The sequence below is a fragment of the Rhodococcus sp. 5G237 genome, assembly GCF_053764735.1.
The window spans coordinates 168,333-191,465 of sequence record NZ_JBSNCD010000005.1 but is presented as its reverse complement, the minus strand read 5'-3'; the positions used below and the strand labels follow the sequence as shown (position 1 = coordinate 191,465).

Annotated in this window: 22 protein-coding genes, 1 pseudogene and 1 riboswitch; of the genes and pseudogenes, 18 read left to right on the top strand and 5 right to left on the bottom strand. The window is 67.5% G+C overall.

Annotated elements, in window-relative coordinates; genetic code table 11:
• Positions 1-5 precede the first annotated feature (5 nt).
• Positions 6-641, bottom strand: coding sequence for a TetR/AcrR family transcriptional regulator (locus ACWPOC_RS13190; protein WP_159418417.1), 636 nt, complete (start codon positions 639-641; stop codon positions 6-8).
• Positions 642-858: 217 nt separating this feature from the next.
• Here ACWPOC_RS13190 and ACWPOC_RS13185 point away from each other — a divergent pair, with 217 nt between their 5' ends.
• Together ACWPOC_RS13185 and ACWPOC_RS13180 are read left to right on the top strand one after the other, a co-directional pair.
• Positions 859-1,299, top strand: a complete 441-nt coding sequence (locus ACWPOC_RS13185) for an NfeD family protein (RefSeq protein WP_120282483.1) — start codon at positions 859-861, stop codon at positions 1,297-1,299.
• A gap of 2 nt (positions 1,300-1,301) precedes the next feature.
• Positions 1,302-2,543: an SPFH domain-containing protein gene (locus ACWPOC_RS13180; RefSeq protein ID WP_024100834.1), complete on the top strand. Its 1,242-nt coding sequence runs from the start codon at positions 1,302-1,304 to the stop codon at positions 2,541-2,543.
• A gap of 51 nt (positions 2,544-2,594) precedes the next feature.
• Here ACWPOC_RS13180 and ACWPOC_RS13175 read toward each other — a convergent pair whose 3' ends face one another.
• On the bottom strand, positions 2,595-3,632 hold the full coding sequence (locus tag ACWPOC_RS13175) for a DMT family transporter (RefSeq protein WP_120282484.1): 1,038 nt from the start codon (positions 3,630-3,632) through the stop codon (positions 2,595-2,597).
• Between the two features lie 142 nt (positions 3,633-3,774).
• A riboswitch (glycine riboswitch) is annotated at positions 3,775-3,864 on the bottom strand.
• A 264-nt stretch (positions 3,865-4,128) separates the two neighbouring features.
• Between ACWPOC_RS13175 and ACWPOC_RS13170 the strand changes: the two genes are divergently transcribed.
• From ACWPOC_RS13170 to ACWPOC_RS13110, 13 genes are all read left to right on the top strand, one after another.
• Positions 4,129-5,622 (top strand): class I adenylate-forming enzyme family protein, encoded by a 1,494-nt coding sequence (locus ACWPOC_RS13170; RefSeq protein WP_455408807.1) that lies wholly within the window; start codon positions 4,129-4,131, stop codon positions 5,620-5,622.
• Positions 5,623-5,662: 40 nt separating this feature from the next.
• The gene (locus ACWPOC_RS13165; RefSeq protein WP_455408806.1) at positions 5,663-6,706 is read left to right on the top strand and encodes an NADP-dependent oxidoreductase; all 1,044 of its coding nucleotides are present in this window, start codon (positions 5,663-5,665) and stop codon (positions 6,704-6,706) included.
• Positions 6,707-6,810: 104 nt separating this feature from the next.
• Positions 6,811-7,575: an SDR family NAD(P)-dependent oxidoreductase gene (locus tag ACWPOC_RS13160; RefSeq protein WP_455408805.1), complete on the top strand. Its 765-nt coding sequence runs from the start codon at positions 6,811-6,813 to the stop codon at positions 7,573-7,575.
• Positions 7,576-7,615: 40 nt separating this feature from the next.
• Positions 7,616-8,710: an ABC transporter substrate-binding protein gene (locus ACWPOC_RS13155; protein ID WP_120282487.1), complete on the top strand. Its 1,095-nt coding sequence runs from the start codon at positions 7,616-7,618 to the stop codon at positions 8,708-8,710.
• 31 nt (positions 8,711-8,741) lie between these two features.
• Positions 8,742-9,569: a mycofactocin-coupled SDR family oxidoreductase gene (locus ACWPOC_RS13150; RefSeq protein ID WP_120282488.1), complete on the top strand. Its 828-nt coding sequence runs from the start codon at positions 8,742-8,744 to the stop codon at positions 9,567-9,569.
• Positions 9,566-10,381 carry an SDR family NAD(P)-dependent oxidoreductase gene (locus ACWPOC_RS13145; protein WP_225623786.1) on the top strand — a complete coding sequence of 272 codons (816 nt, stop codon included), beginning with the start codon at positions 9,566-9,568 and terminating at the stop codon, positions 10,379-10,381. The genes ACWPOC_RS13150 and ACWPOC_RS13145 overlap by 4 nt, the downstream gene beginning before the upstream one ends.
• A gap of 44 nt (positions 10,382-10,425) precedes the next feature.
• Positions 10,426-11,613, top strand: a complete 1,188-nt coding sequence (locus ACWPOC_RS13140; protein WP_120282489.1) for a thiolase C-terminal domain-containing protein — start codon at positions 10,426-10,428, stop codon at positions 11,611-11,613.
• Positions 11,610-12,092, top strand: coding sequence for a Zn-ribbon domain-containing OB-fold protein (locus ACWPOC_RS13135; RefSeq protein WP_120282490.1), 483 nt, complete (start codon positions 11,610-11,612; stop codon positions 12,090-12,092). Before ACWPOC_RS13140 ends, ACWPOC_RS13135 begins: the two co-directional genes overlap by 4 nt.
• Positions 12,089-12,520, top strand: coding sequence for a Zn-ribbon domain-containing OB-fold protein (locus ACWPOC_RS13130; protein ID WP_455408804.1), 432 nt, complete (start codon positions 12,089-12,091; stop codon positions 12,518-12,520). The genes ACWPOC_RS13135 and ACWPOC_RS13130 overlap by 4 nt, the downstream gene beginning before the upstream one ends.
• Entirely contained in the window at positions 12,517-13,659 is a 1,143-nt protein-coding gene (locus tag ACWPOC_RS13125) for a thiolase family protein (protein WP_120282492.1), read from the top strand. Before ACWPOC_RS13130 ends, ACWPOC_RS13125 begins: the two co-directional genes overlap by 4 nt.
• Positions 13,660-13,715: 56 nt before the next feature.
• Positions 13,716-15,005, top strand: coding sequence for an acyl-CoA dehydrogenase family protein (locus ACWPOC_RS13120; RefSeq protein WP_120282493.1), 1,290 nt, complete (start codon positions 13,716-13,718; stop codon positions 15,003-15,005).
• Complete coding sequence (locus tag ACWPOC_RS13115; protein WP_120282494.1) at positions 15,005-16,120, top strand: phosphotransferase family protein; 1,116 nt, start codon at positions 15,005-15,007, stop codon at positions 16,118-16,120. Before ACWPOC_RS13120 ends, ACWPOC_RS13115 begins: the two co-directional genes overlap by 1 nt.
• A gap of 88 nt (positions 16,121-16,208) precedes the next feature.
• On the top strand, positions 16,209-17,102 hold the full coding sequence (locus ACWPOC_RS13110; RefSeq protein ID WP_120282495.1) for a TIGR03619 family F420-dependent LLM class oxidoreductase: 894 nt from the start codon (positions 16,209-16,211) through the stop codon (positions 17,100-17,102).
• A gap of 80 nt (positions 17,103-17,182) precedes the next feature.
• On the opposite strand, the gene ACWPOC_RS13105 is transcribed toward ACWPOC_RS13110, so the two are convergent.
• From ACWPOC_RS13105 to ACWPOC_RS13095, 3 genes and pseudogenes are all read right to left on the bottom strand, one after another.
• On the bottom strand, positions 17,183-17,902 hold the full coding sequence (locus ACWPOC_RS13105; protein ID WP_120282496.1) for an SDR family NAD(P)-dependent oxidoreductase: 720 nt from the start codon (positions 17,900-17,902) through the stop codon (positions 17,183-17,185).
• 275 nt (positions 17,903-18,177) lie between these two features.
• Positions 18,178-18,509 (bottom strand): annotated as a pseudogene (locus tag ACWPOC_RS13100) (MFS transporter); the annotation flags it as partial.
• A 34-nt stretch (positions 18,510-18,543) separates the two neighbouring features.
• Positions 18,544-19,332, bottom strand: a complete 789-nt coding sequence (locus ACWPOC_RS13095) for a FadR/GntR family transcriptional regulator (protein WP_120282498.1) — start codon at positions 19,330-19,332, stop codon at positions 18,544-18,546.
• 141 nt (positions 19,333-19,473) lie between these two features.
• On the opposite strand from ACWPOC_RS13095, the gene ACWPOC_RS13090 reads away from it, so the two are divergent.
• From ACWPOC_RS13090 to ACWPOC_RS13080, 3 genes are all read left to right on the top strand, one after another.
• Entirely contained in the window at positions 19,474-20,280 is an 807-nt protein-coding gene (locus tag ACWPOC_RS13090) for an SDR family oxidoreductase (protein WP_120282499.1), read from the top strand.
• Between the two features lie 204 nt (positions 20,281-20,484).
• Positions 20,485-21,702 (top strand): CaiB/BaiF CoA transferase family protein, encoded by a 1,218-nt coding sequence (locus tag ACWPOC_RS13085; protein WP_120282500.1) that lies wholly within the window; start codon positions 20,485-20,487, stop codon positions 21,700-21,702.
• A gap of 112 nt (positions 21,703-21,814) precedes the next feature.
• Complete coding sequence (locus ACWPOC_RS13080) at positions 21,815-22,984, top strand: amidohydrolase family protein (RefSeq protein WP_059381447.1); 1,170 nt, start codon at positions 21,815-21,817, stop codon at positions 22,982-22,984.
• The last annotated feature ends 149 nt before the right edge of the window (positions 22,985-23,133 follow it).

The window sequence follows — 23,133 nt, the reverse complement described above, 5'->3', positions numbered from 1 at the left end:
GGACATCAGCTGTCGGTGGAGGGCGTCGAGGGCACGATCAGGAAGGACAGCATGGTCCGGGCCACCCGTCGTACCCCGTCGTCGGTCGCGGTGGCGCTGCCCAGATCGGGTGCGAGCCACACGCTCGCGAAGAATCGCGAGACGATCTCCGCGGCGGTGGCCGTGTCGAACGTGATCCCCGCCCGTTGTGCGGTGAGGTCGAGTTCGTGGCGGACCGACGTGAGCAGCGCGGCGGTGATCTGCGGATCGTGCAGGAGGGGGAGGGCGGCTCCGTCGTCGACGAATCGTCGTGCGACCGGGTGGTGGCGAACGGTGCGGACCGCTTCGACGATCCATTCGACCGCGCGCTCGTACGGGTCCTCGATGTCGTCGATGGCGGCGTGGAACCGCGTGACGAGCTGATCGAGCTCCCACGCGAACGCGCGACCGAGCAGTTCCTCCTTGGTGTCGAACCGTCGGAAGACCGTCGCGCGGCCGACGCCGGCCTCCGCCGCGACGTCGGCCACGGTCGTCCGCTCGAGGCCGTGATGGCTCAGACAGCGGATGGTGGCCGCAAGGATTGCGGTGTCGGTCGGATCGGCGTCGGCGCTCTGGCCGATCAACGCTCCCACGAGGAGCGAACGCACGGGGGTGATACCCATAGTTCGGGGACGGTATCACCGATCTCACAACGGCAAAAGGATGTGTTTCGGCTAACTTCACTTATGGAGCGAGGTGGGAGTCCGGTCGGGACGGAAAAAAGAAAAATACAGAATCTCCGGCCCTGAGATCTCCCCTTCGGGAAACAGCATCCAAGACGAGGAGCCGAGACCGTTTCCTCCACCAGGGCATCTGCCAGGATGTCCGATTTGTGGTTCGATGGTGATCGTGGCCGCATTGATTTGGTTGATCGCCGGAGTGGCGTTGGCGGCCGGCGAAGCGCTCACGGGCGACTTCGCGCTGCTCATGCTCGGCGGTGCAGCGCTCGTCACCGGCGGTGTCTCTGCGGCGACCGATCTGCCCGTCTGGATCGACGCGGTGATCTTCGCCGTGACCTCGCTGGTTCTGCTGCTCGGTGTCCGGCCGATGCTGAGGCGGCGGTACTCCCAGCCGCCCGCTCTGCCGACCGGGATCGACGCTCTCCCGGGCAAGCACGCCTTGGTCCTCGAGCAGGTGGGGGAGCATTCCGGGCGCGTCAAGATCGACGGTGAGGTGTGGACCGCCAGGCCGCTGGACGCCACCGAGGTATACGAGCCGGGAACGACAGTGACAGTGATGCAGATAGACGGCGCGACTGCCGTCGTGTGGAGGGGTGTCTGAGGATGGAAGCTCTGATCGTGCTCGCCGTAGTGGTGGCACTGGTCGTGGTGGTCGTGGCCAAATCGGTATCGCTGGTACCGCAAGCGGAGGCCGCGGTCATCGAACGTCTCGGCCGGTACTACCGGACGGCGTCGGGTCAGCTCACCTTCCTGGTGCCCTTCGTCGACCGCATCCGCGCGAAGGTCGATCTACGCGAACGTGTCGTCTCGTTCCCGCCGCAGCCGGTCATCACCCAGGACAACCTGACGCTGAGCATCGACACGGTCGTGTACTTCCAGGTGACGAACCCGCAGGCGGCCGTCTACGAGATCAGCAACTACATCGCCGCGGTCGAGCAGCTCACCGTCACCACACTCCGCAACGTCGTCGGTGGAATGACCCTCGAGGAGACGCTCACCTCGCGCGACTCCATCAACGGCCAGCTCCGCGGTGTGCTCGACGAAGCGACCGGCCGATGGGGCCTGCGTGTCGCCCGGGTCGAACTCAAGAGCATCGATCCGCCGCCGTCGATCCAGGAATCGATGGAGAAGCAGATGAAGGCCGACCGTGAGAAGCGCGCGATGATCCTCACGGCCGAGGGTCACCGCGAATCCGCGATCAAGACCGCCGAGGGCGACAAGCAGTCGCGCATCCTCTCCGCCGAAGGTGCGAAGCAGGCCGCGATCCTCGAAGCCGAGGCCGACCGGCAGTCGCGGATCCTGCGCGCGCAGGGTGATCGCGCGGCGCGCTACCTCGAGGCTCAGGGCGAGGCGAAGTCCATCGAGAAGGTGTTCGCAGCGATCAAGGCCGGCAAGCCCACTCCGGAGCTGCTCGCCTACCAGTACCTGCAGACCCTGCCGCAGATGGCCCAGGGCGATGCGAACAAGATGTGGGTGGTGCCGAGCGACTTCGGCAAGGCGCTCGAAGGATTCGCGCGGACGCTCGGCGCGCCCGGCGAGGACGGCGTCTTCCGCTTCGAGCCGAGTCCTGTCGACGAGGAACTGCAACGGCCCGAGGACGACAGTGCCGAGGTCGAGGATTGGTTCGCGACCAAGCGCGACCCCGAGGTGGCCCAGGCCGTCGCCGAAGCCGAGGCGGTCGCGCGCAAGCCCGTCGACCCCGCAGTTCGGACGGGTCTCGCCACGGAGGGGACGCAGGGGGGTGCCGGTGAAGGACAGTCGGCGTTGCCCGCAACGCCGCCGGCGCAGCGTTGGATGACGAACGACGCATCCGAGCAGCCGGCCGAGCCGCCGCAACAGCAGTAACGGAAACCGATTCGAGTGGGAGGGCGCGCCGACCGGCGGCCCTCCCACTCGTCATCGGCGGCCGAGCATCGGCAGTGCCATCGCTACCACGATGAGACCGGCGCCCGCGGCGGCGAGCACGGTCACGGACTCTCCGAAGGCGACCATGCCGATCATCAGCGCGACCACGACCTCGAGGTAGGACAGGCCGGACAGTTCCGCGGCACGAAGGTGCTTGCCCGCAACGACGAGCAACCCCAGCGCGAACAGGCCGCAGACGACGAAGAACCCACCGGCCCACAACCAGTGCGTCGCGGTCATCCCCGACATGTCGGGTCGGGTCACCGCGACCATCCCACCTGCCGCGACGGCACCGAAGACGAAGTTCCACAGGGACCGGACGTCGGACGGCATGTCGGTGCGATAGCGGTAGCACAGCAGGGCCCCGCCGTAGAAGACTCCCGAGGCCGCGCCCAGCACGGTGCCCAGCGTCTCGTGCTCACCCCCGGACGACCCACCGCCGACCAGACCGGCGGCGAGCAGCATACCGGCGAACGCCGTGCCGATCGACAGGGCGTCGAGGCGACCGACCCTCTCCTTCAGGAACACCCGGGCGAGGGCCGTCGCGACGACGGGGCCGAGGTAATGGAGAACCACGGCACGGGACAGGTCGGTCAACACCGTGGCGGACAGATAGGTCGCGAGGGACAGTCCGAGGAGCACACCGCCACCGACGACCGACCAGGACAGACGGGTCCGGCGCAACTGTCCGAGGCGGCGGGACAGCGCCATCAGGAGGAGCATGCCGAGTGCTCCGACTGCCATCCGTCCGAGCGTCAGTGCCTCACCGAGCACCGCGCCTTCGGGAGTGGCCTTGCGGCCGAACAATCCTGCGGCGCCCATCGCGGTCGCGGACAGCACGATCGCGGCGATCCCGAGTCGCCGGTTCGTACGCGACGGCGACTTCGGGGCGGGGGAGGGAGGGAGAACAGGGCCACGCGACTCGGTCGGTGCAATATCGGCACGCTGCTCGAGCAGCGCATCATCGGCGCGCGAAGGCGCGCCCACGGCATCATCGGCGCGCGAAGGCGCGCCCAGGGAAACGGTCACACGTCTACCTCGGGTCCAGGGTGCACGAAACGAGCACCAGCGGGTGTTGTCGTTCCCCGCTCTGTCATCGGACCTGAGAGCTTTCGCGGACGGAGCCGCTTACACCTTCGGTGAACCCGGAAGAGTTGCTTTCCAGAGGAGCCTCGCCGTGGCGGTCTGGGGGCCTGAGAGATTCCCGGGGAGGTTGCTCCTTCGGCGCCCGCTGTGTGCGGGACTCTCCCGCCGCGGTTCGGTGGCTGTTCAGTTGTGGCGTCAAGTATGCCATGCGGCTCGATGCGGGTCTGTGAGGTCGTACCGGGGGTCGGGCATGTCTCGCATTTTGCCTGGTGAGAGGGCTGCCAGAAAATTCCGGCCGATACCTTCACAAATATAGGCATAATTGCTATGGTGTGCATCACACGGTCTCGCGACCGAGGGTTCGGCACCCGGTGATCGCGAGCGCCGGTCGATTCGTCTCTTCTCTCGTACGGCAGAGCTTCTGAAGACAGGTGGTCATATGGGTATCGGGATGGTCCTCGACATGGCGTCCGCCGCCACCCCCGATCGGATCGCGATGGGTCCTCGTTCGAACGGTGTCACCTACCGCCGGCTCGACGAACTCGCTTCGCGCGGTGCGGGCTTGCTCGGTGAGCTCGGAGCCCGGAACGTCGTCTTCGTCGGAGTGAACGGTCCGGTCCTTCCCACGCTCATGTTCGCTGCCGGTCGTGCCGGTATTCCCCTGGCGCCCTTGAACTACCGGCTTCCCGCTGCGCAGTTGCTCGAATTGATCGACAGGTTGGACGAACCGATCGTCGTGGCGGACGCCGACTATGTCGGCAAGCTCGACGGGTGCGCGCACCGAATCGTCTCGACCGACGAATTTCTCGGTCTCGCGGAGGGGACGGCACCTCTCGCGGGGGACCGCTCGGAAGACGAGGGGACCGCGATCGTGCTGTTCACCTCCGGGACCACCTCGGCTCCGAAAGGGGTGCTGCTCCGACACCGGCACCTGCTGTCCTACCTCATCAATACCGTCGAATTCGGTTCGGCGGCATGGCAACAGGCCACGCTGGTCAGCACGCCGCCCTATCACATCGCGGGTCTCGGTGCCGTTCTGAGCAACGTCTACTCGGGTCGACGCATGGTCTACCTGCCCGACTTCACGCCGCAGGGCTGGCTCGACCTCGTTCGCACCGAGGGTGTCACCAGCGCGATGGTGGTGCCGACGATGCTCGCCCGCATCGTCGACCACCTCGACGGCACGCCCGCCGAGGTCCCGACGCTCGAGTCGCTCGCCTACGGAGGTGCGAGGATGCCCCAGCCGGTCCTCGAGCGTGCCCTCGCGGCATTCGGCGACACCGGATTCGTCAACGCCTACGGATTGACGGAGACCAGTTCGACGATCGCGGTGCTCGGACCCGAGGAGCATCGGGAGGCGTTCGTGAAACCCGAACTGCGAGGACGGCTCTCCTCGGCCGGTCGGATCGTGCCCGGTATCGAAGCGCAGATCCGATCCGAGGACGGCGAACGCGTGCTGCCCGACGGGCAGACGGGTCTGCTGTGGGTGCGCGGGGCGCAGGTCAGCGGCGAGTACATGGGTAACGGTTCGGTCCTGGACGCGGAGGGCTGGTTCCCGACCAGGGATCGCGCCCGGATCGAGGACGGCTATCTCTACATCGGTGGTCGCGCTGACGACACGATCATCCGGGGCGGGGAGAACATCGCGCCGGCCGAGATCGAGGACGTGCTGGCACACCACCCGCAGGTGCGTGAGGTGGCCGTGATCGGTACTCCCGACGACGAATGGGGCGAACGGATCTGCGCGGTGATCGTCCCGGCTGTCGACAACCATGAGGAGGCCGATGCGATCCGCACGTGGTGCCGTGAACGTCTGCGCGGCTCGCGGACCCCCGACGACGTCGTGTTCGTCGACGATCTGCCCCGTACCCCCACCGGCAAGCTGGTGCGCCGCGATCTCGTCGAGCAGGTCACGGCCGGACTCGCGGGATGATCGCGCTGCCGTCCGCATCACGAAGAGAACGGGCATCCTTGTGACCGACATCGTGGACACCGAACTCGTCCGACGCGAATGGATCCTCCGGGCGCGTCCGAGCGGCCGTCCCCGTGACACCGACGTCGAGTTGGTCGGAACCGCTCTCGGCGAACCCGCCTCGGGGCAGATCCACGTGCGGAACCTCGTCATGTCCGTCGAGCCCTACATGCGGGGCAGGATGGGCGGTGAGGCGACCTACGCGGAGCCCTACGCATTGGGGGAGCCGATGCTCGCTCCCACGGTCGGGGTCGTGTCCTGGTCCGATCGACCCGAGTTGCCGATCGGATCGCTTGTTCTCCACGAGTACGGCTGGCGGACGGAAAGTTTCGTCGACCCGTCCGACTGTCGCAGGCTTCGGCACGACGATCTCCCCGCAGCCCTGCACCTGAGTGTCCTCGGCATCCCGGGGATGACCGCCTGGGTAGGAATCGATCGGATCGCGCAGGTGCGCAGCGGCGATGTGGTGTTCGTGTCGTCCGCGGCCGGCGCGGTCGGATCCACTGCGGTCCAGCTGGCGAAACAGCGTGGTGCCGTGGTGATCGCGAGCGCCGGATCTCCCGAGAAGGTCTCGCTCGTCAGGGAACTCGGTGCCGACGCGGCGTTCGATCATCACGAGGGGCCGGCGAAGGACCTGCTGCGCAGCGCTATGGCCGAGGTCGGTGCCACCGCGCTCGATGTGTATTTCGACAATGTCGGGGGCGAACAACTCGAAGCGGCCATCCGTGTGCTCGCCGACCACGCCCGGATCGCTCTGTGCGGGATGATCAGCGTCTACAACTCCGCCACACCCGTGCCCGGACCGAACAACCTGCTCAAACTGATCTGGCGTCGCGCCCGGATGGAAGGCTTCCTGCTGGCCGACCATCTCGACGCACGCGACGCTTTCGAGGACGAGATGGCCGCGCTCGTCCGGAGCGGACGGATCCGGCCCGTCCACACCGAGTTCGCCGGTGGCATCGGCGGTGCATGGGATGCCTTCGTCGGGATGCTCGACGGCGCCGCAACCGGTAAGGCCCTCGTCCCTCTCGTTCCCTCGACCTGACTCCGTCGGGACCGTCCCGACGTCGCTGCGGCGGCGCCGGTGTCCCGCCGCACCTTCTCACTCTTTCGGCGCCTTCGACGCCGACCTCATCGACAGGAGCCCGCATGACCACGCATCCCCGTCCTCTCGAAGGAAAGGTAGCGCTCGTCACCGGTGGCAGCCGCGGCCTGGGCCGCGAGATGGTTCTCGCCTTTGCGAACGCCGGTGCCGACGTCGTCATCGTCAGCCGCAAGGTCGACAGTTGCGAGAAACTCGCTGCGGAGGTCGCCGAGACCACCGGACGCAAGGCTCTGCCCCTCGCACTGCACGTCGGCGACTGGGACGCCCACGAACCGGTCGTCGACCGGGTCTACGACGAGTTCGGCCACCTGGACGTCCTGGTGAACAACGCCGGCATGGCACCTCTGTACCCCAGCCTCGACCAGGTGACCGAGGAACTGTTCGACAAGGTGATCGGGGTCAATCTCAAGGGTGCCTTCCGTCTGACCGCCCTCGTCGGTCCTCGGATGGCGGCGGGTTCCGGGGGGTCGATCATCAACATCAGCTCCATCGCCTCCGAGCGACCGATGACCAGCGATCTGCCGTACGCGGCGGCCAAGGCGGGACTGAACACCCTGACCAAGGGCTTCGCGCAGGCATACGGCCCCAGCGTGCGGGTCAACACGATCATGGCCGGTGCGTTCCTCACCGACATCAGCAAGGCCTGGGACATGGACTCGGCCAACGAACTCTTCGGGGCGATGCCGCTCCGGCGTGCCGGAAATCCGGACGAGGTCGTCGGCGCCGCACTGTATCTCGCGGGACCCGGTTCCACCTACACCACCGGTGCCGTGATCCCCGTCGACGGCGGCCGCACCTCCACCCCCTGACCCGATCCGCGGCCCACGGGCCGACGACCAGGAGCCTCCCATGGACTTCATCCGAGCACCGCGCCGTACCCGGCGCACCTTCCTGTCGACCCTGACCGCCGCCGCGCTCGCCGCGACCCTCGCGGCCTGCGGTGGAAACGGTGGGGACGACCGCATCACCTCGGAATCGATCGGATCGACCGGCCCGGCCGGCGACGATGCCTGGCAACAGGTGATCGAGGCGGCCAAGGCGGAGGGCGAGGTCACGATCTATTCGTCGAACGCCGCGGACGCTCTCGCCGAACTGGGCCGCCGCTTCGAGGCCGACTACGGCATCCGCCTGAACGTCGTGCGTGACGTCGACGCGAATCTGCACCAGAAGATCGGTGCGGAGACCGAGACCGGCAACCGGGTCGCCGACGTGGTCACGCAGGCGAGTGTGCCGTGGGCCGTGAGCCTCGGCGCGGAGGGGGAGTTCGCCGAGCCCGTCGGCCCGGCCTTCACCGACTCCGCCAGTGAGTACGACGTCACGACCCTGAAGGACGACACGGGTTACTTCGTCTCCAATGCGTCGGTCCTGACCTTCGGCTGGAACACCCAGCGCTACCCGGACGGCGTCGACAGCTACGGCGATCTCCTGGATCCGGCGCTCGGCGACGGCAGGATCGGCATCGTCCTTCCCACGTCGACCGCGCACGTGGATTTCTACGACAACTATCTCGAGCAGGTCGGAGGGGAGGGTTATCTCGAGAAGCTGGCGCAGCAGCGTCCGCGGATCTATCCCAGCGCGCTGCCGTTGGCGCAGGCCCTCGCCTCCGGTGAGATCGCCGCCGCCGCATTCGTGCAGGACCAGAAGAGCGAGCAGCAGACCGGCGCCCCTGTCGACTCGGCCTTCGGAGACGTCGTGTGGGGCGCACCCATGTACACCGCGATCCTCGCCGACGCCGTTCATCCCAATGCAGCCCAGGTCCTGGCCAACTACATGGTCACCCCGGCGGGTCAGGAAGCGGTCTCGTTCCGCAATGCCTCCGTTCTGCCCGGCATCGGTTCGGCGGTCACCACCGTCGACAAGGTTGCCCCTCAGAACACGGACGCCATGACGCCGGAAGCACTCGAAGAACTCAAGGCCCGCTTCGGCCGTCTGTTCAACCAGTAGTTCCGGGATCGCCGGAGAAGGAGTCACCCCCATGGGAAGAGTTGAAGGAAAGGTCGCACTGATCACCGGCGCGGCCCGTGGCCAAGGGCGCGCGCACGCCGTGCGTCTCGCCGAGGAAGGGGCGGACGTCGTCCTCCTCGACGTGTGCAGGTCGATCGACTCGGTGCCGTACCCGCTTGCCACCGGGGACGACCTGAAGGAGACCGAGGCGCTCGTCGCCGCGACCGGCCGTCGGGTCCTGTCCCGCGTCGCCGACGTCCGGGACCAGACGCAGCTCGACGCTGCGGTTGCGGACGCGATCGGAACGTTCGGGCACATCGACATCGTCTGCGCCAACGCGGGCATCGTGGGCTTCCGGCCCACCTGGGAGTTGAGTGACGCAGAGTGGCAGGACATGCTCGACGTCAACCTCACCGGGGTGTTCCACACCGTTCGAGCCGTCGTCCCGGAGATGATCCGCGCCGGCCGCGGTGGATCGATCGTCATGACCAGCTCGATCCAGGCGATGCTCGGCTCGGCCAACATCGGTCACTACAACGCGTCGAAGAGCGGTGTCGTCGGCCTCATGCGGACTCTGGCCACCGAACTCGGCCCCCACGGCATCCGCGTCAACACGGTCAATCCGAGCGCCGTGGAGACGCCGATGCTGCATAACGATGCGACCTTCCGGATCTTCGGGCCCGATCTCGAGAATCCGGGACCGGACGACCTGTGGGAGCGCTCGAAGGACCGCAATCCGATGGGCATCGGCTGGGTGGCGCCCGAGGACATGAGCAACGCCGTGTTGTTCCTCGCCTCGGACGAAGCACGATTCATCACCGGTGTGGCGCTGCCGGTCGACGCGGGAGTGCGACTGTGACCGCGCTGGACAACGAGGCCCGGCCCGAGACCGCCCAGGTGCCGCGCAGACTCGAAGGTCGCCGGATCTTCGTGACCGGCGGTGGAAGCGGCATCGGTGAGGCCGTGGCGAAGCGACTCGCCGCCGAGGGCGCAGCGGTCGCGGTGACCGACGCCCGGGGCGAGGCCGCGGAGGTCGTGTCCGCTTCGGTCGCGGAGACCGGCGCACCGACGCTGGGGCTGCGGTGCGACGTCGGCGACGAGACCTCCGTCGCGGACGCCGTGGCTGCCGCGGCGGACGAGTTCGGAGGTCTCGACGGCGTGGTGACCTGCGCCGGCATCAACGGGACGGCGATGCTCCACGAGATGGAACTCGCCCACTGGGAACGCATCCTGCGCGTGAACCTCACCGGTACCTTCCTACCGTTGCGGGCCACCCTGCCCCACTTGCTCCAGGCCGGCGGGGGCTCGATCGTGACCGTCGGCTCGGTCGCGTCGCTGGTGGCGACCAACCTGAACACCCCCGGTTACGACGCGTCCAAGGGAGGCGTCCTGCAGCTCACCCGGTCGGTTGCCATGGGGTACGCGGACCGGAACATCCGGGCCAACTGCCTGTGCCCCGGACTGGTGCGGACGGGTCTGCGGGTGAACTCGCAGGCGCTGCAGGGCCCCGAGCCCGAGGCGACCCGCAGTCGGGTGGTGGAGAACACCGCGCTCGGACGCTCGGCGGACCCGGCCGAGATGGCGTCGGTGGTGGCCTTCCTGCTGTCCGACGACGCCTCCTTCGTGACCGGCGCGGCGATCGCCGCCGACGGCGGACTGACCGCGAACTGACTCCCCGCCCGCTGCGGCGGGCACGACACAGAGGTGACCCACACATGTCCACCGACCCGACCTGGCGCAGGGATGCCTGCGCCATTGCAGGAATCGGAACAACCGCGTTCTCCAAGGATTCCGGTGTCTCCGTCACAGCGCTCGCCGTCGAGGCCGCCGCGGCGGCCCTCGAGGACGCCGGACTGACCCCGGACGACGTCGACGGCGTCGTCCGCAACGATATGGATCTCGTCTCGTGTGCGGCGCTCGCCGACGGACTCGGCGTCCCGCACCTGACCTACTGGGGCGAGGCCGGCCCGGGTGGTTCGGGGCCGGCCGCGATGGTCGCCCAGGCCGTCGCCGCCATCATGAGCGGACAGGCGACCACCGTCGTCGTGTTCCGTTCGCTCAACGGCCGATCGGGCCGTCGGTTCGGCCTGTCTCCTGTCGTCACCCCCGAGGTGGGCGGCAACGAGACCTTCGAGGAGTTCTTCGGCCCGTACGGGCTGCTGTCGTCCGGCCAGTACTTCGCGCTCATGGCTCAGCGCTACATGACCGAGACCGGCCTGACCTCCGAGCAACTCGCGCAGATCGCGCTGGTGACCCGGAAGCGCGCCAATGCGAATCCGGCCGCCCAGATGTACGACCGGACGATGACGCTCGACGACTACTTCGACTCACGGATGCTGTCGTCGCCCCTGCGCCTGTTCGACTACTGCCTCGAAACCGACGGTGCCGCAGCGGTCGTCGTCACCACCGCCGAACGCGCCAAGGACCTGCGGCAGACGCCGGCGCTCATCCGGTCGGTCGCGATGTCGACCTGCCGTCACCCCCAACCGGGCCTGATGTACCCGACACTCATGCGCGAGGACATCACCGCCCTGCCGTCACGGGAATGCCAGGACACGCTCTACAACCGGGCCGGTCTCGGCCCCGCGGACGTCGACGTCGCGCAGATCTACGACTGCTACTCGATCACGGCCCTCATCCAGCTCGAGGACTACGGGTTCTGCAAGCGCGGCGACACCGGCGACTTCCTCGCCGAGGGCCAGATCGACCTCGGTGGAGCGATACCGATCAACACCAGCGGAGGACACATGTCCGAGGGATACATCCACGGAATGAACCACGTCGTCGAAGGGGTGCGGCAGATCCGCGGCACCTCCACGAGCCAGGTCGAGGGCGCGCAGGTCTCCCTGGTCACCTCGGCCCCGCCCCCGGCGGCGTCCGCGCTGATCCTGGTGGCGGCATGAGCGCCGCGGCAGCCGCGAGCGCGGCGACCACCGACCGGCTCCGTCCCCTCGTCACCGAACGGGGCAGCGCAGGCTTCTTCTCCGCCGCTGCCGAGCGCCGCATCGAGATCCTCACCTGCGAGGATTGCGGGCGACGCATCCACCTGCCGCGACCGCGCTGCGTGTACTGCGCGAGCACCGAGGTGTCGTGGCAGCCGGCGCCCCACACGGGCACCGTGTACAGCCACACCATCGTCGAACATCAGGTGCATCCGCTGTTCCCGGTCCCGTACACCGTGATCGTCGTCGACCTCGACGGAGAGCAGGCCGGCGTGCGCCTGATCGGCAACCTGCCCGGTCGCGCGGACGTCACCGCCGGGACTCCGGTCCGCTGCACCTTCGAGGACCTCGGCGAGGACGCGGCCGGAAACCCCGTGGTACTGCCCGTCTGGGAGATCGACACCGAGCGCGCGAACGACGGCACCGGGGAGGGCGAATGACCACGACGCCCACCCGCCCGATCGATCCGGTCCTGTTCGTCGACGACGACCCGAACGTCGCACTGCGCGGCGCACGCTGCTCCCGTTGCGCGACCGTCACCTTTCCGATGCAGCCCAGCTGCCCCCGCTGCGGGGCCGCGGAGATGAACCCCGAGGCCCTGCCGAGGGACGGCGTGCTCTGGTCGTACACCGTGCAGTCCTTCGCTCCGAAGAAACCGTTCCTGCACACCGAACCGTTCACCCCTTTCGGGGTCGGCTACATCGACCTCGGTGACGTGATCGTCGAGTCCCGCCTCACCGTGAACGCCCCGGAATCGCTGGAGATCGGGATGCCGATGCGGTTGTGCAGCATCGTCAACCACGTCGACGACGACGGCACCGAGGTCGTCACCTTCGCATTCGCACCGAGCAAGGAGGAGACGGTATGAAGGTCGCGATCGTCGGTATCGGCATCCACAGGTTCGGTCGCACCGAGGGCGTGAGCGGCCTGGACCAGGGCGCCTACGCGGCCCGGCAGGCGATGGCCGACGCCGGAGTCGAGTTCGAGGACATCCAGTTCGCCTACGGAGGCAGCGATTCCGCCGGCAACGCCGACACCCTCGTGTCCACCCTGGGCCTGACCGGTCTGCCCTTCGTCAACGTGTCCAACGGATGCGCCACCGGCGGCAGCGCCCTGACCTCGGCGGTCAGCCGAATCCGTTCCGGCGAGTCCGATCTCGGTCTCGTCGTCGGCTTCGACAAGCATCCTCGTGGAGCATTCAACCCTCGTCCCGAGGACAACGGGTTGGGTCGCTGGTACGGCGAGACCGGGATGATGGTCACCACCCAGTTCTTCGCCATGAAGATCCAGCGGTACCTCGTCGAGCACGGACTGCCGAAATCGCTGCTGGCCACGGTGGCGGCCAAGGCGTTCCGCAACGGTTCGCTCGCCCCGCACGCCTGGCGGCGAACTCCGCTCAGCGAGGAGGAGATCGCCGGGTCGACGATGGTCAACGACCCGCTCACCCAGTACATGTTCTGCTCCCCGGCAGAGGGCGGGGTCGCGCTCGTGCTCGCCCGCGCCGACCGGGCCCACCGCTACACCGACACGCCGGTCTTCCTCGAGGCTGCCGAACTGCGCTCGCGGCTGTTCGGTTCGTTCGAGGTGTTCAGTCCGTGGACCTCGCCCGAACGTGCCGACGGTCCGACGGTGACCGCCTCCCGCGCGGCCTTCGAAGCGGCGGGGATCGACCCGAGCGACATCGACGTGGCGCAGATCCAGGACACCGAGGCCGGTGCGGAGATCATGCATCTGGCGGAGACGGGACTGTGCAAGCACGGGGAGCAGGAGACACTCATCCGCTCCGGCGCCACCGAGATCGGTGGAGCGATACCGGTCAACACCGACGGCGGATGCCTCGCGAACGGGGAACCGATCGGCGCGACCGGTCTGCGTCAGGTCTACGAGAACGTCGTCCAGTTGCGCGGTGCGGCGGGGGACAGGCAGGTGCCGGGCGACCCCAAGGTCGGATTCACCCATGTGTACGGGGCGCCGGGGATCAGCGCGTGCACCGTCCTCACACGCTGAATCGGCGACCGGATTGCCGACGAGAACTTTTCATCACACGGTAGGAGACGATCGACATGGCATGGGATTTCGAAACGGACCCGGAGTTCCAGGAGAAGCTGGACTGGGTGCAGACCTTCGTGAACGAGGAAGTGGCCCCCGTCGACCGCGTGATCGAACACGCCTGGGACGTGACCGATCCGACGCGCAACAAACTCATCCGTCCGCTGCAGCAGATCGTGCGGGAGAAGGGCCTGTGGGCCTGCCATCTCGGCCCGAAGCTCGGAGGTCCGGGCTACGGGCAGCTCAAACTCGCACTGCTCAACGAGATCCTGGGTGCCACCCACAGCGGTCCGGTGGTGTTCGGCTGCCAGGCGCCGGATTCCGGTAACGCCGAGATCCTCGCGCACTACGGCACACCGGAGTTGAAGGAACGCTACCTGCAGCCGCTCATCGACGGCGAGATCGCATCCTGCTACTCGATGACCGAACCCCAGGGTGGGTCCGATCCGACCAGCTTCGTCACCCGCGCGGTGCGCGAGGGCGACTACTACGTCATCAACGGCGAGAAGTGGTTCTCCTCGCACGCACGGTTCTCGTCGTTCCTCATCGTGATGGCCGTGACCGATCCCGAGGCTCCCCGGACGAAGCGGGCGTCGATGTTCGTCGTCCCGGTGGACACGCCGGGTATCGAGATCGTCCGGAACGTCGGTGTCTGGGGTCATCAGGAGTCCGAGGGCACGCACGCCTACATCCGGTACACCGATGTGCGGGTCCCGGCCGATCACCTGCTGGGGGAGGAGGGCGAGGGCTTCGCGGTCGCACAGACGCGTCTGGGCGGCGGACGGATCCACCATGCCATGCGCACGGTCGGCCTGGTCAAGGCGTCGCTGGACATGATGCTCGAACGTGCCGTGTCGCGGCAGACGCGCGGCCGTTCGCTCGCCGACATGCAGTTGGTGCAGGACATGATCGCCGAGTCGTGGGTCGAACTCGAGCAGTTCCGCCTTCTCGTGCTGCGGACCGCGTGGAAGATCGATCGGCTCGACGACTACAAGAAGGTCATCGCCGACATCTCCGCCGTGAAGATGGTGATGCCGAAGGTTCTCAACAATGTCGTCTCCCGCGCGATCCAGCTGCACGGTTCGCTCGGTATCTCCACCGAGATGCCGTTCGGCAAGTGGCTTCTGGAGAGCTACCACATGGGCCTGGCGGACGGCGCGACCGAGCTGCACAAGCAGCAGATCGCCAAGCAGTTGCTGAAGACGGCGACGCCGGCCGAGGGGCTGTTCCCGACGACCCATCTGCTCGCACTGGATGCTGCAGCAGAGGCCAAGTTCGGGTTGCCGGCGCTGGGGGTGCAGTGATGACGGGCGTCGCCGAAGAGTCGCGCGTCGAGGGCGCGGAGGAACCGCGGGTCGAGATCGCGCCCGTCCGTCCCGGGGAGGAACTCGACTGGGACGCGCTGGAGGCCTACCTGCGGTCGAACCTCGACGGTCTCGACGGAGGGTTCTCGGTGCTGCAGTTCCCGCGTGGTTCGGCGAACCTGACCTACCGGGTCGCCTTCGGTGACCGCCTGCTGGTCGTGCGCCGTCCTCCTTTCGGGCAGATCGCGCGCGGCGCGCACGACATGGCGCGTGAGCATCGGGTGCTCTCCCGTCTGTACCGCGCGTACGACCGGGCTCCGCGTGCGCTGCTGCACTGTGCCGACACCTCTGTCGTGGGCGCCGAGTTCTTCGTCTCCGAGTACCGCGACGGAATCGTGGTGTGGGACGAGATCCCGGAGTCGATGGCACAGTACCCGGACGCCGGTCGGCGGATCGGCTTCGCCGTGGTCGACGGGCTCGCCGACCTGCATGCCGTCGATCCGGCATCGTGCGATCTCGCCGATCTCGGCCGGCCGGAGGGATACCTGGAACGGCAGGTCGCCGGGTGGTCGTCCCGGTGGGATGCCGTCGCCGAGTACGTCTCCGACCGTGAGGTCGCCGATCTCGTCGAGGAGGTCGGCCGTCGGATCCGGGCCGACGTTCCTGCGAGTCAGCGGGCCGGAATCGTGCACAACGACTACAAGGTCGACAACTGCCAGTTCCCGCACGGCGACCCCGACCGGGTCAAGTCGGTGTTCGACTGGGACATGGCCACGACCGGTGATGTGCTCGTGGACCTGGGCACCCTGCTCAACTACTGGCCGGACCGGGCCGTGGCTCCCGACTCGGACGCGGCGTTCATCGTCGTTCCCGGTATGCACGCGCTCGATCTGCCGTCGCGGGCGGAGATCGTCGAGCGCTACGCCTCGGGCAGCGATCTCGACCTGTCGCGCATCGACTGGTACGAGGCCTTCGGCTGCTGGAAGACCGTGGTCATCCTGCAGCAGCTCTATGCGCGGTTCGTCCGTGGAGAGACCACCGATCCGCGGATGGGACAGCGAGGGGAGCTCGTCGCGCCGCTCGCGCGCCGAGCGCTCGGGCTGTTGCCTGCCTGAGCAGAGATCCTGTCCGCACGGGGCACGTCCGGTGGTGCGAACCGCCCCGGGCGTGCCCCGTCTCCGTTCCCGACCACGAGGAGAAGACATGCCCACCATCGGACTGTGTACCTACGGAACAACGCCGCTCGACGCGCTCGAACTGGCCCGCGCCGCCGACGAACTCGGATTCGACGCGCTGTGGCTGGGGGAGCACGTGCTGCACCCGACCTCGTACGCGAGCGACCATCCGTCGACGGGGACCCGCCAGCACCATTCGGGACCGATCGTCGACGACACCACCGAACTCACCGATCCGCTCGCGCTGCACGCGGCGATCGCGGCGGTGACCGAGCGGCTGAAGCTCGGTACGGCCGTCCACGTCACCGCGCTGCGTCATCCCCTGCACACCGCGCGTACCACGATCACCCTGCAGGAACTGAGCGGTGGGCGGTTGTTGTTCGGTGTCGGCGCGGGGTGGCTCGCCGAGGAGTTCGCTGCACTCGACGTGCCCTTCGCCGGGAGGTTCTCGCGCACCGACGAATGCGTGGAGATCCTGCGGAAGGCGTGGGCCGGCGAGTCGTTCTCCCACGAGGGCGCCCATTATCGGTTCGACGAGGTGCGGTTGCACCCGCGAGCCGTGTCCGTGCCGGTCGTGTACGGGGGCAACGGTCCTCGGGCTCTGTCCCGTGCGGCGCGTCTCGGTGACGCCTGGATCTCCTCGGGCACACCCACCTTCGAGGAAGCCGTCGATCTGGTAGACAGCCTGCGCCGTCATCGCACGGACGCGGGTGGGAATGCCGAGTTCCCGTGTTACGTGCGGGTCGAGGTCACCGAGGCGACGACGGCGGCCGATCTCGAACGGTACCGGGATCGTGGACTGGACGATCTGGTCGTGTGGGCGGATGCGGGTTGGAAGGGCGCCACCGTCGCGGAGCGACGTGAGAATCTCGCGGCCGTCGCGGACCGGCTCGGTGTGCGATCGCCGGCGCTCCACCGGTGAATCCGATTCGCCGGTGAACCGGATGCAGAAGAGGACCCCGCGGATCGCCCGCGGGGTCCTCCTGTATCCAGTGGCCGGGATCAGCGATCGGATGTGGTTCCGGTGACGGGGATCAGCGCGCCGGTCACCGAGCGGGACGCGTCGCTCAACAGGAAGGTGATGACGTCGGCGATGTCGGCCGGGCGGGCCCACGACGAGGTGTCGGCGTTCGGCATCGCGCTGCGGTTGGCGGGGGTGTCGATCATCGACGGCACGAGACCGTTGACGCGGATGGCGTCGGGTGCGTACTCGACCGCCATGCTCTGGACCAGCGCCGCGACAGCGGCTTTGGAGGCGATGTAGCCGGCGGCTCCCGGGAACGGGCGGGTTGCGGCGGCCGACCCGATGCACACGACCGATCCGCCACCGCGTCGGATGAGTTCGGGCAGCGCGGCCTGGGTGACGAGATAGGCGATCCGCAGGTTGAGGGAGAGCTGGGCGTCGAGCACCTCTACGGGTGTCTCGTGGACGCGGCTACCGGAGTGGAAGCCCCCGACGAGGTTGACCAGGCCGGTCAGGGGGCGGGACTCGTCGGCGGTCGCGAGGCCGAGCACCCGCTCGACGTCGTTCTCGTCGGACAGGTCGGCCTTGACGAGGACGAGATCGGGGTGGGGTGTCAACCGGTCCGCTTCGGCCTCGTCGTACCACGGGACGACCACCCGGGCGCCGGATGCGAGGAGCCGTTCGGTGACTGCGGTGCCGAGACCACCGGTTCCGCCGGTGACGACGACGGAACCGGATCCGAGGGAAAGTTCGCTCATGACGAGGCCTTTCGTGCCGTAGGCAGAAGAAGGAATGGACGACCAAAATATCGTCATATTTGGGATATTAGAGAGCATAGCGCGTGGAGTGGCCCACGTCACCCCCGAATCGTAGAGGGACTCCCTGCAGTCGCTCGATCAGGGCCAGTGACGCTGCAACGGTCGGCACGGCACCGACCGATCCCCGCAGACGGGGTACGGCCACGACCGACGCGAAGCACCGTGAAGAGACCGAGATGGTAGAGCAGCGACACCGCTGCGACCGAGAACAGACTGCGATGAGCGAGGGCTGGGAACGGCGCGACGAGCGAAGTCGGTTCGGCGGCACGCGGGGTACGGGGGAGTACGACCGCCAACAGGACGAAGGACAGGGCGACAAGGAGTGCGGACCCGAGAAAGGCGGCCCGCCACGAGATCTGCCCGAGGACACCGCCGACGAGCGGACCGGTGGCGATGCCGGCTCCCACCGCGGCTGCCGCGATCAGGGCCAGGCCGACCAGGAGGGTGGCGCGCACCCCGTGCGGCTCGAGATCCAGCCCGTGACGACCATCGCCAGACACATCACCGTCATGTAGCTGGTGAACAGCAGGGAGACCTGAGCGGGGGACCCCCGGATGCAGGTCGTCGCCGAAGGGGAGGGCTCAGCGCCAGTCCACGCGTTCGTCCAGCATTCGGGGGTTGAGAGCGGAGAGGCGGTCGATGACCTCACGCATGTGTTCGCGGGCCAGGCGGCGGGCGCGTTCCGAGTCGCCGGCGGCGATGGCACTGTGGATCGCCTGGTGCGGACCCTCGAAGCCCTCGCGCTCCTCGTCGTCCCAGACATCGGGGTGTGCTTCGAGCATGCGGAAGGTGTAGATGTGCGCGAGCGCCGAGCCGGTGAGGGTGAGCACGTAGTTGCCGGACATCTCCCGCAAGGTCTGGTGGAAGCCGACCGCGGTGTCGACGACCTCGTCGTCGGTCATCTCCGGCACGATCTGTTTTCCGGCCAGGGCGTCGAGATCGACGTCCTCGCCGGCGGCGACACGGTCGGCGAGCATCGCCGCCGCGAGGCCCTCCATCTCCAGTGCGGCCTCGGCCACCTCGCGGAAACGAACACCTTTGGCCTGCAGGTACATCGACAGTGTGTCGCCGAATTCGCTCCCCGTGGGTTCGGAGACGATAGGGCCACCGCCGAGGCCCTGTCGGACCGTCACCAGGCCCTGGGCCTCGAGCAGCCGCAGCCCTTCGCGGACGGAGGCGCGGCCGACGCCGAAGCGTCGAGCCATCTCGGACTCGGCTTCGAGGGCCGAACCGGGAGCGAGCTGCCGGTCGGCGATCTCCTTGGCGACCATGCGTGCCACTGTGCGCGAGACCTTCTCGGTGCGAGTCATGGCTACCGCGCGTCGTCGCGCGGCGGTGTCCGACTGCGAACTCGTGAAGTTGCGGGTCATGGTGTCCTCGTCGTCTCTGCAGGGGCCCGCACTCGTCCGAGCGGGGGTGAGCGTGCGGCCGAGTATAGGGAGGAAGCCCGGTGTTGAGGGCTACCTGGAAATATATGTATGTTTCGGTTAGTTGATGTTATACCACTCCCTATGACTCAGAACACACGTATACCCGGAGATTCTGCAAACGACACCGGCGCGGGCGCTCTCGTCGGGCAGCACGCCCTCGTGACCGGAGGGAGCGAGGGCATCGGCTACGGCATCGCCGAGCGTCTGCTCGATGCCGGAGCGACGGTCTCCCTCGCGGCACGTCGGCCCGAAGTGCTCGACGCGGCGGTCGAGAGACTGCAGATGCGGTGCCAGGCCGCGGACCGGGTCTCCGGCGTCGTCGCGGACATCAGCGACGCGGACTCCATCGCCGCGATGTTCGAGACCGCGGAGGATCGGAACGGGCCGCTCAATGTACTCGTTGCCAATGCCGGGAGTGGGAGTGTGGTGCCCTTCCTCGAGCTCACGCCGCGGCAATGGCAGGACTGCATCGACCTGAATCTGACGGGGACGTTCCTCTGTGTGCAGGCGGCGGCGCGATCCATGGTCGAGCGTGTGGACGAGAACCGGTCCATCGTCGTCGTCTCCTCGATCCGCGCGCTCGGTGCCCGGCCCTCGCTCGTTCCCTACGGCACCTCGAAGGCGGGCCTGAACCAGCTCGTCCGCCTCGCCGCCTACGAGCTCGCGCCCACGGGAGTGCGCGTGAACGCGCTGTCGCCCGGCATCACTGCGACCCCTCTCGCCCAGGACCGCAACAACCTGTTCGACGAGCGCGCCGCGACGGTCCCCATGGGCCGGGCCGGCACCCCAGCGGACATGGCCGCTGCCGCACTGTATCTCGCGAGTCCGGATTCGGCGTTCGTCACCGGCACGAACCTCGTGGTGGACGGGGGTGAGTCGCTCTACTGACCCGCCCTGCGTGGCGTCGCCTCGCGACCTCTCGAAAAAATTGTGATGTACAACGCACAAAACATTGCTATAGTTACGGTGTTTTCAGCTCGCGTTCGAGCTTCCGCCGAATTTCCGACCCGCATCTCACGGAGTCGCTCGGCGCTCACTTCCCATGCTGTACGCGGCCTCTCGTGGCCGTGAGACGACGAAGGAGAACACTCGATGACCACGGTGATGAACGGGATCAAGGTCGTAGAGGTGGCGCTGTACGCGTTCGTCCCCTCGGCGGCCGCGATCCTCTCCGATTGGGGAGCCGACGTCGTCAAGATCGAGCACTCGGATTTCGGCGACCCCACCCGCTCCACCGCGGCCTGGGGCGTCCCCGCCCAGGTCGACGGCCTCGCGAGCCTGTTCGAGATCAACAACCGCGGAAAGCGCGCCGTCGCACTGGACATCGCCCACCCCGAGGGGCGCGAGGTGCTCATGAAGCTCGTCGAATCCGCCGACGTCTTCATGACGAACTTCCTGCCGGACGCGCGCGCCAAGCTGGGTATCGACGTCGACGACATCTTCGCACGCAATCCGCGGATCGTGTATGCCCGCGGCACCGCTCAGGGCGTCGCCGGCCCGGACAGCGACAAGGGTGGTTTCGACGGCATCACCTACTGGGCGCGCTCTGGTGCTGCCGGATCCATCGCCCCGGACGATCTGGACTGGCCCGCCAACATGCCCGGTCCGGCCTTCGGTGACTCCCAGAGCGGTATGGCCCTGGCCGGCGGTATCGCGGCGGGTCTGCTCCACCGCGAACGCACCGGTGAGGGGATCGTCGTCGACACGTCGCTGTTCTCGGTCGGTGCCTGGGCGATGCAGGCGACGATTGCGGGCTGCCAGATGGTCGGTACCGACGAGTTGCCGTATCCCGACCGCCACAACCCGGTCAATCCCGTCTCCAACATCTACCGCACCAGCGACGGGCGCTACATCCATCTCGCGCTGCTGCAGAGCCAGAAGTTCTGGCCCGGTCTGTGCGAGGCGATCGGCCTGTCCCACCTGATCGACGACCCGCGGTTCGCGACCTTCGAGGACCGCGCCCGCAATTCCCGTGAGTGCACGGCGATCCTGACGGAGATCTTCGAGCAGCGCACTCTCGCGGAGTGGACCGACATCCTGGGCAAGCAGGAAGGGCAGTGGGATGTCTTCCGCAAGCCGATCGACGTGCTGTCCGATCCGCAGGCCCTGGCGAACGGCTTCGTCCGCACCGTCGAATACGAGGACGGGCGGACCCTGGACATGGTGACGGCACCGACCTCCTTCGGCGGGGAGGCCCCGACACTGACGCGAGCCCCGCATCACGGCGAGCACACCGACGAGGTGCTGCTCGAGCACGGTCTGGACTGGGACCGCATCGTCGAACTCAAGATCGCCGGCGCGATCAAGTAGGCCCCTTTCGGGCAATCGCAGAACCTTCTCGGCTGCGACCGGACGTCGCCGCCCTTCCGCGCACGTGCGCACCCGAATTTCCACTTCCCGATCTCCACAAGGAGGAGTTCTCGTGTACGACCTTCGCGATATCAAGATCATCGATACCGATACCCATGTCGTCGAACCGCCGGACCTGTGGACGTCCCGGATGTCGAAGAAGTGGGGCGATCTCGTTCCCCACGTGCGGTGGGACGAACAGCGCGGCGACGAGGCGTGGTTCGTCTCCGGTACCCGCATGAGCGCCGTCGGTGCGCCCGCGATGGCCGGCTGGCACGAATACCCGCCGAGCTGCCCGCCGCGCTTCGCCGACACCGATCCGCGTTCGTGGGATCCCGCCAAGCGTCTGGCGCTGATGGACGATTACGGCATCCACGCACAGATCCTGTACCCGAACGTCGCGGTCTTCAGTCAGAAGACACTGCAGTCCAACGGATCCAACGATCTGCAGCTCGAGTGTGTCCGCGCCTACAACGACTACCTCACCGAATGGGCCCAGTTCGCACCCGGCCGCTACGTCCCGGTGGGCATCCTGCCCTTCTGGGACATGGAGGCGACCATCGCCGAGGTCGAGCGGGTCGCGGCTGCCGGGCACAAGGGCCTGGTGTTCACGCAGAACCCGGCCGCATTCGGATTGCCGGTACTGACCGACCCGTACTGGGACCGGCTGTGGGCGTCCGCGCAGGAGAAGAAGCTGCCGATCAACTTCCACATCGCCTCGGGCGAGGTCGATCTGAGCGGCTTCGGACACGAGAGCAACGGTGTGGCGGCCAACTACGGCATGATGGGCATTTCGTTCTTCATGGACAATGCCCGCACGATCTCGCAGCTCATCTTCGGTGGCATCTGCGACCGGTTCCCCGAGCTGAAGTTCGTCTCCGTGGAGTCGGGTATCGGCTGGATGCCGTTCGCGCTCGAAGGCATGGACTGGCAGTGGCGAAACAGTGGCGTGCACAAGGAGCACCCGAACTACGAGCTTCTGCCCAGCGAGTACTTCAAGCGGCAGATCTACGGCTGCTTCTGGTTCGAGCAGGATTCGGCGCGCAGCGCGATCGAGCAGCTCGGTGCCGACAACGTGCTCTACGAGACGGACTACCCGCACCCGACCTCGATGTCCCCGGGACCGGCGAGCGATGCCGTGCGGCCGGACGACTACCTGCGTCGCAACTTCGCGCATCTCTCCGAGGCGGACGCGCGAAAGATCCTGCACGACAACGCTGCCGCGCTCTACAACCTGGACTGACGTCCTCGAGTCCCAGGTGCCGGTCCATACCCTTTGAGCGGACCGGCACCGGCGGTTCGCGGCCGGTCCCGGTCCTCCGGCGGGGTGACACGCATCTCTCGCATCACTGGACTGTGACCTAAATCTCCGTTAATATGCGTATGTTCCTA

Excerpts from the sequence above, each read along its gene's own strand:
- ACWPOC_RS13190 (WP_159418417.1), bottom strand. The coding sequence starts at position 641 with ATGGGTATCACCCCCGTGCGTTCGCTCCTCGTGGGAGCGTTGATCGGC.
- ACWPOC_RS13185 (WP_120282483.1), top strand. The coding sequence starts at position 859 with ATGGTGATCGTGGCCGCATTGATTTGGTTGATCGCCGGAGTGGCGTTG.
- ACWPOC_RS13180 (WP_024100834.1), top strand. The coding sequence starts at position 1,302 with ATGGAAGCTCTGATCGTGCTCGCCGTAGTGGTGGCACTGGTCGTGGTG.
- ACWPOC_RS13170 (WP_455408807.1), top strand. The coding sequence starts at position 4,129 with ATGGGTATCGGGATGGTCCTCGACATGGCGTCCGCCGCCACCCCCGAT.
- ACWPOC_RS13160 (WP_455408805.1), top strand. The coding sequence starts at position 6,811 with ATGACCACGCATCCCCGTCCTCTCGAAGGAAAGGTAGCGCTCGTCACC.
- ACWPOC_RS13155 (WP_120282487.1), top strand. The coding sequence starts at position 7,616 with ATGGACTTCATCCGAGCACCGCGCCGTACCCGGCGCACCTTCCTGTCG.
- ACWPOC_RS13150 (WP_120282488.1), top strand. The coding sequence starts at position 8,742 with ATGGGAAGAGTTGAAGGAAAGGTCGCACTGATCACCGGCGCGGCCCGT.
- ACWPOC_RS13140 (WP_120282489.1), top strand. The coding sequence starts at position 10,426 with ATGTCCACCGACCCGACCTGGCGCAGGGATGCCTGCGCCATTGCAGGA.
- ACWPOC_RS13135 (WP_120282490.1), top strand. The coding sequence starts at position 11,610 with ATGAGCGCCGCGGCAGCCGCGAGCGCGGCGACCACCGACCGGCTCCGT.
- ACWPOC_RS13130 (WP_455408804.1), top strand. The coding sequence starts at position 12,089 with ATGACCACGACGCCCACCCGCCCGATCGATCCGGTCCTGTTCGTCGAC.
- ACWPOC_RS13125 (WP_120282492.1), top strand. The coding sequence starts at position 12,517 with ATGAAGGTCGCGATCGTCGGTATCGGCATCCACAGGTTCGGTCGCACC.
- ACWPOC_RS13120 (WP_120282493.1), top strand. The coding sequence starts at position 13,716 with ATGGCATGGGATTTCGAAACGGACCCGGAGTTCCAGGAGAAGCTGGAC.
- ACWPOC_RS13115 (WP_120282494.1), top strand. The coding sequence starts at position 15,005 with ATGACGGGCGTCGCCGAAGAGTCGCGCGTCGAGGGCGCGGAGGAACCG.
- ACWPOC_RS13110 (WP_120282495.1), top strand. The coding sequence starts at position 16,209 with ATGCCCACCATCGGACTGTGTACCTACGGAACAACGCCGCTCGACGCG.
- ACWPOC_RS13105 (WP_120282496.1), bottom strand. The coding sequence starts at position 17,902 with ATGAGCGAACTTTCCCTCGGATCCGGTTCCGTCGTCGTCACCGGCGGA.
- ACWPOC_RS13095 (WP_120282498.1), bottom strand. The coding sequence starts at position 19,332 with ATGACCCGCAACTTCACGAGTTCGCAGTCGGACACCGCCGCGCGACGA.
- ACWPOC_RS13090 (WP_120282499.1), top strand. The coding sequence starts at position 19,474 with ATGACTCAGAACACACGTATACCCGGAGATTCTGCAAACGACACCGGC.
- ACWPOC_RS13085 (WP_120282500.1), top strand. The coding sequence starts at position 20,485 with ATGACCACGGTGATGAACGGGATCAAGGTCGTAGAGGTGGCGCTGTAC.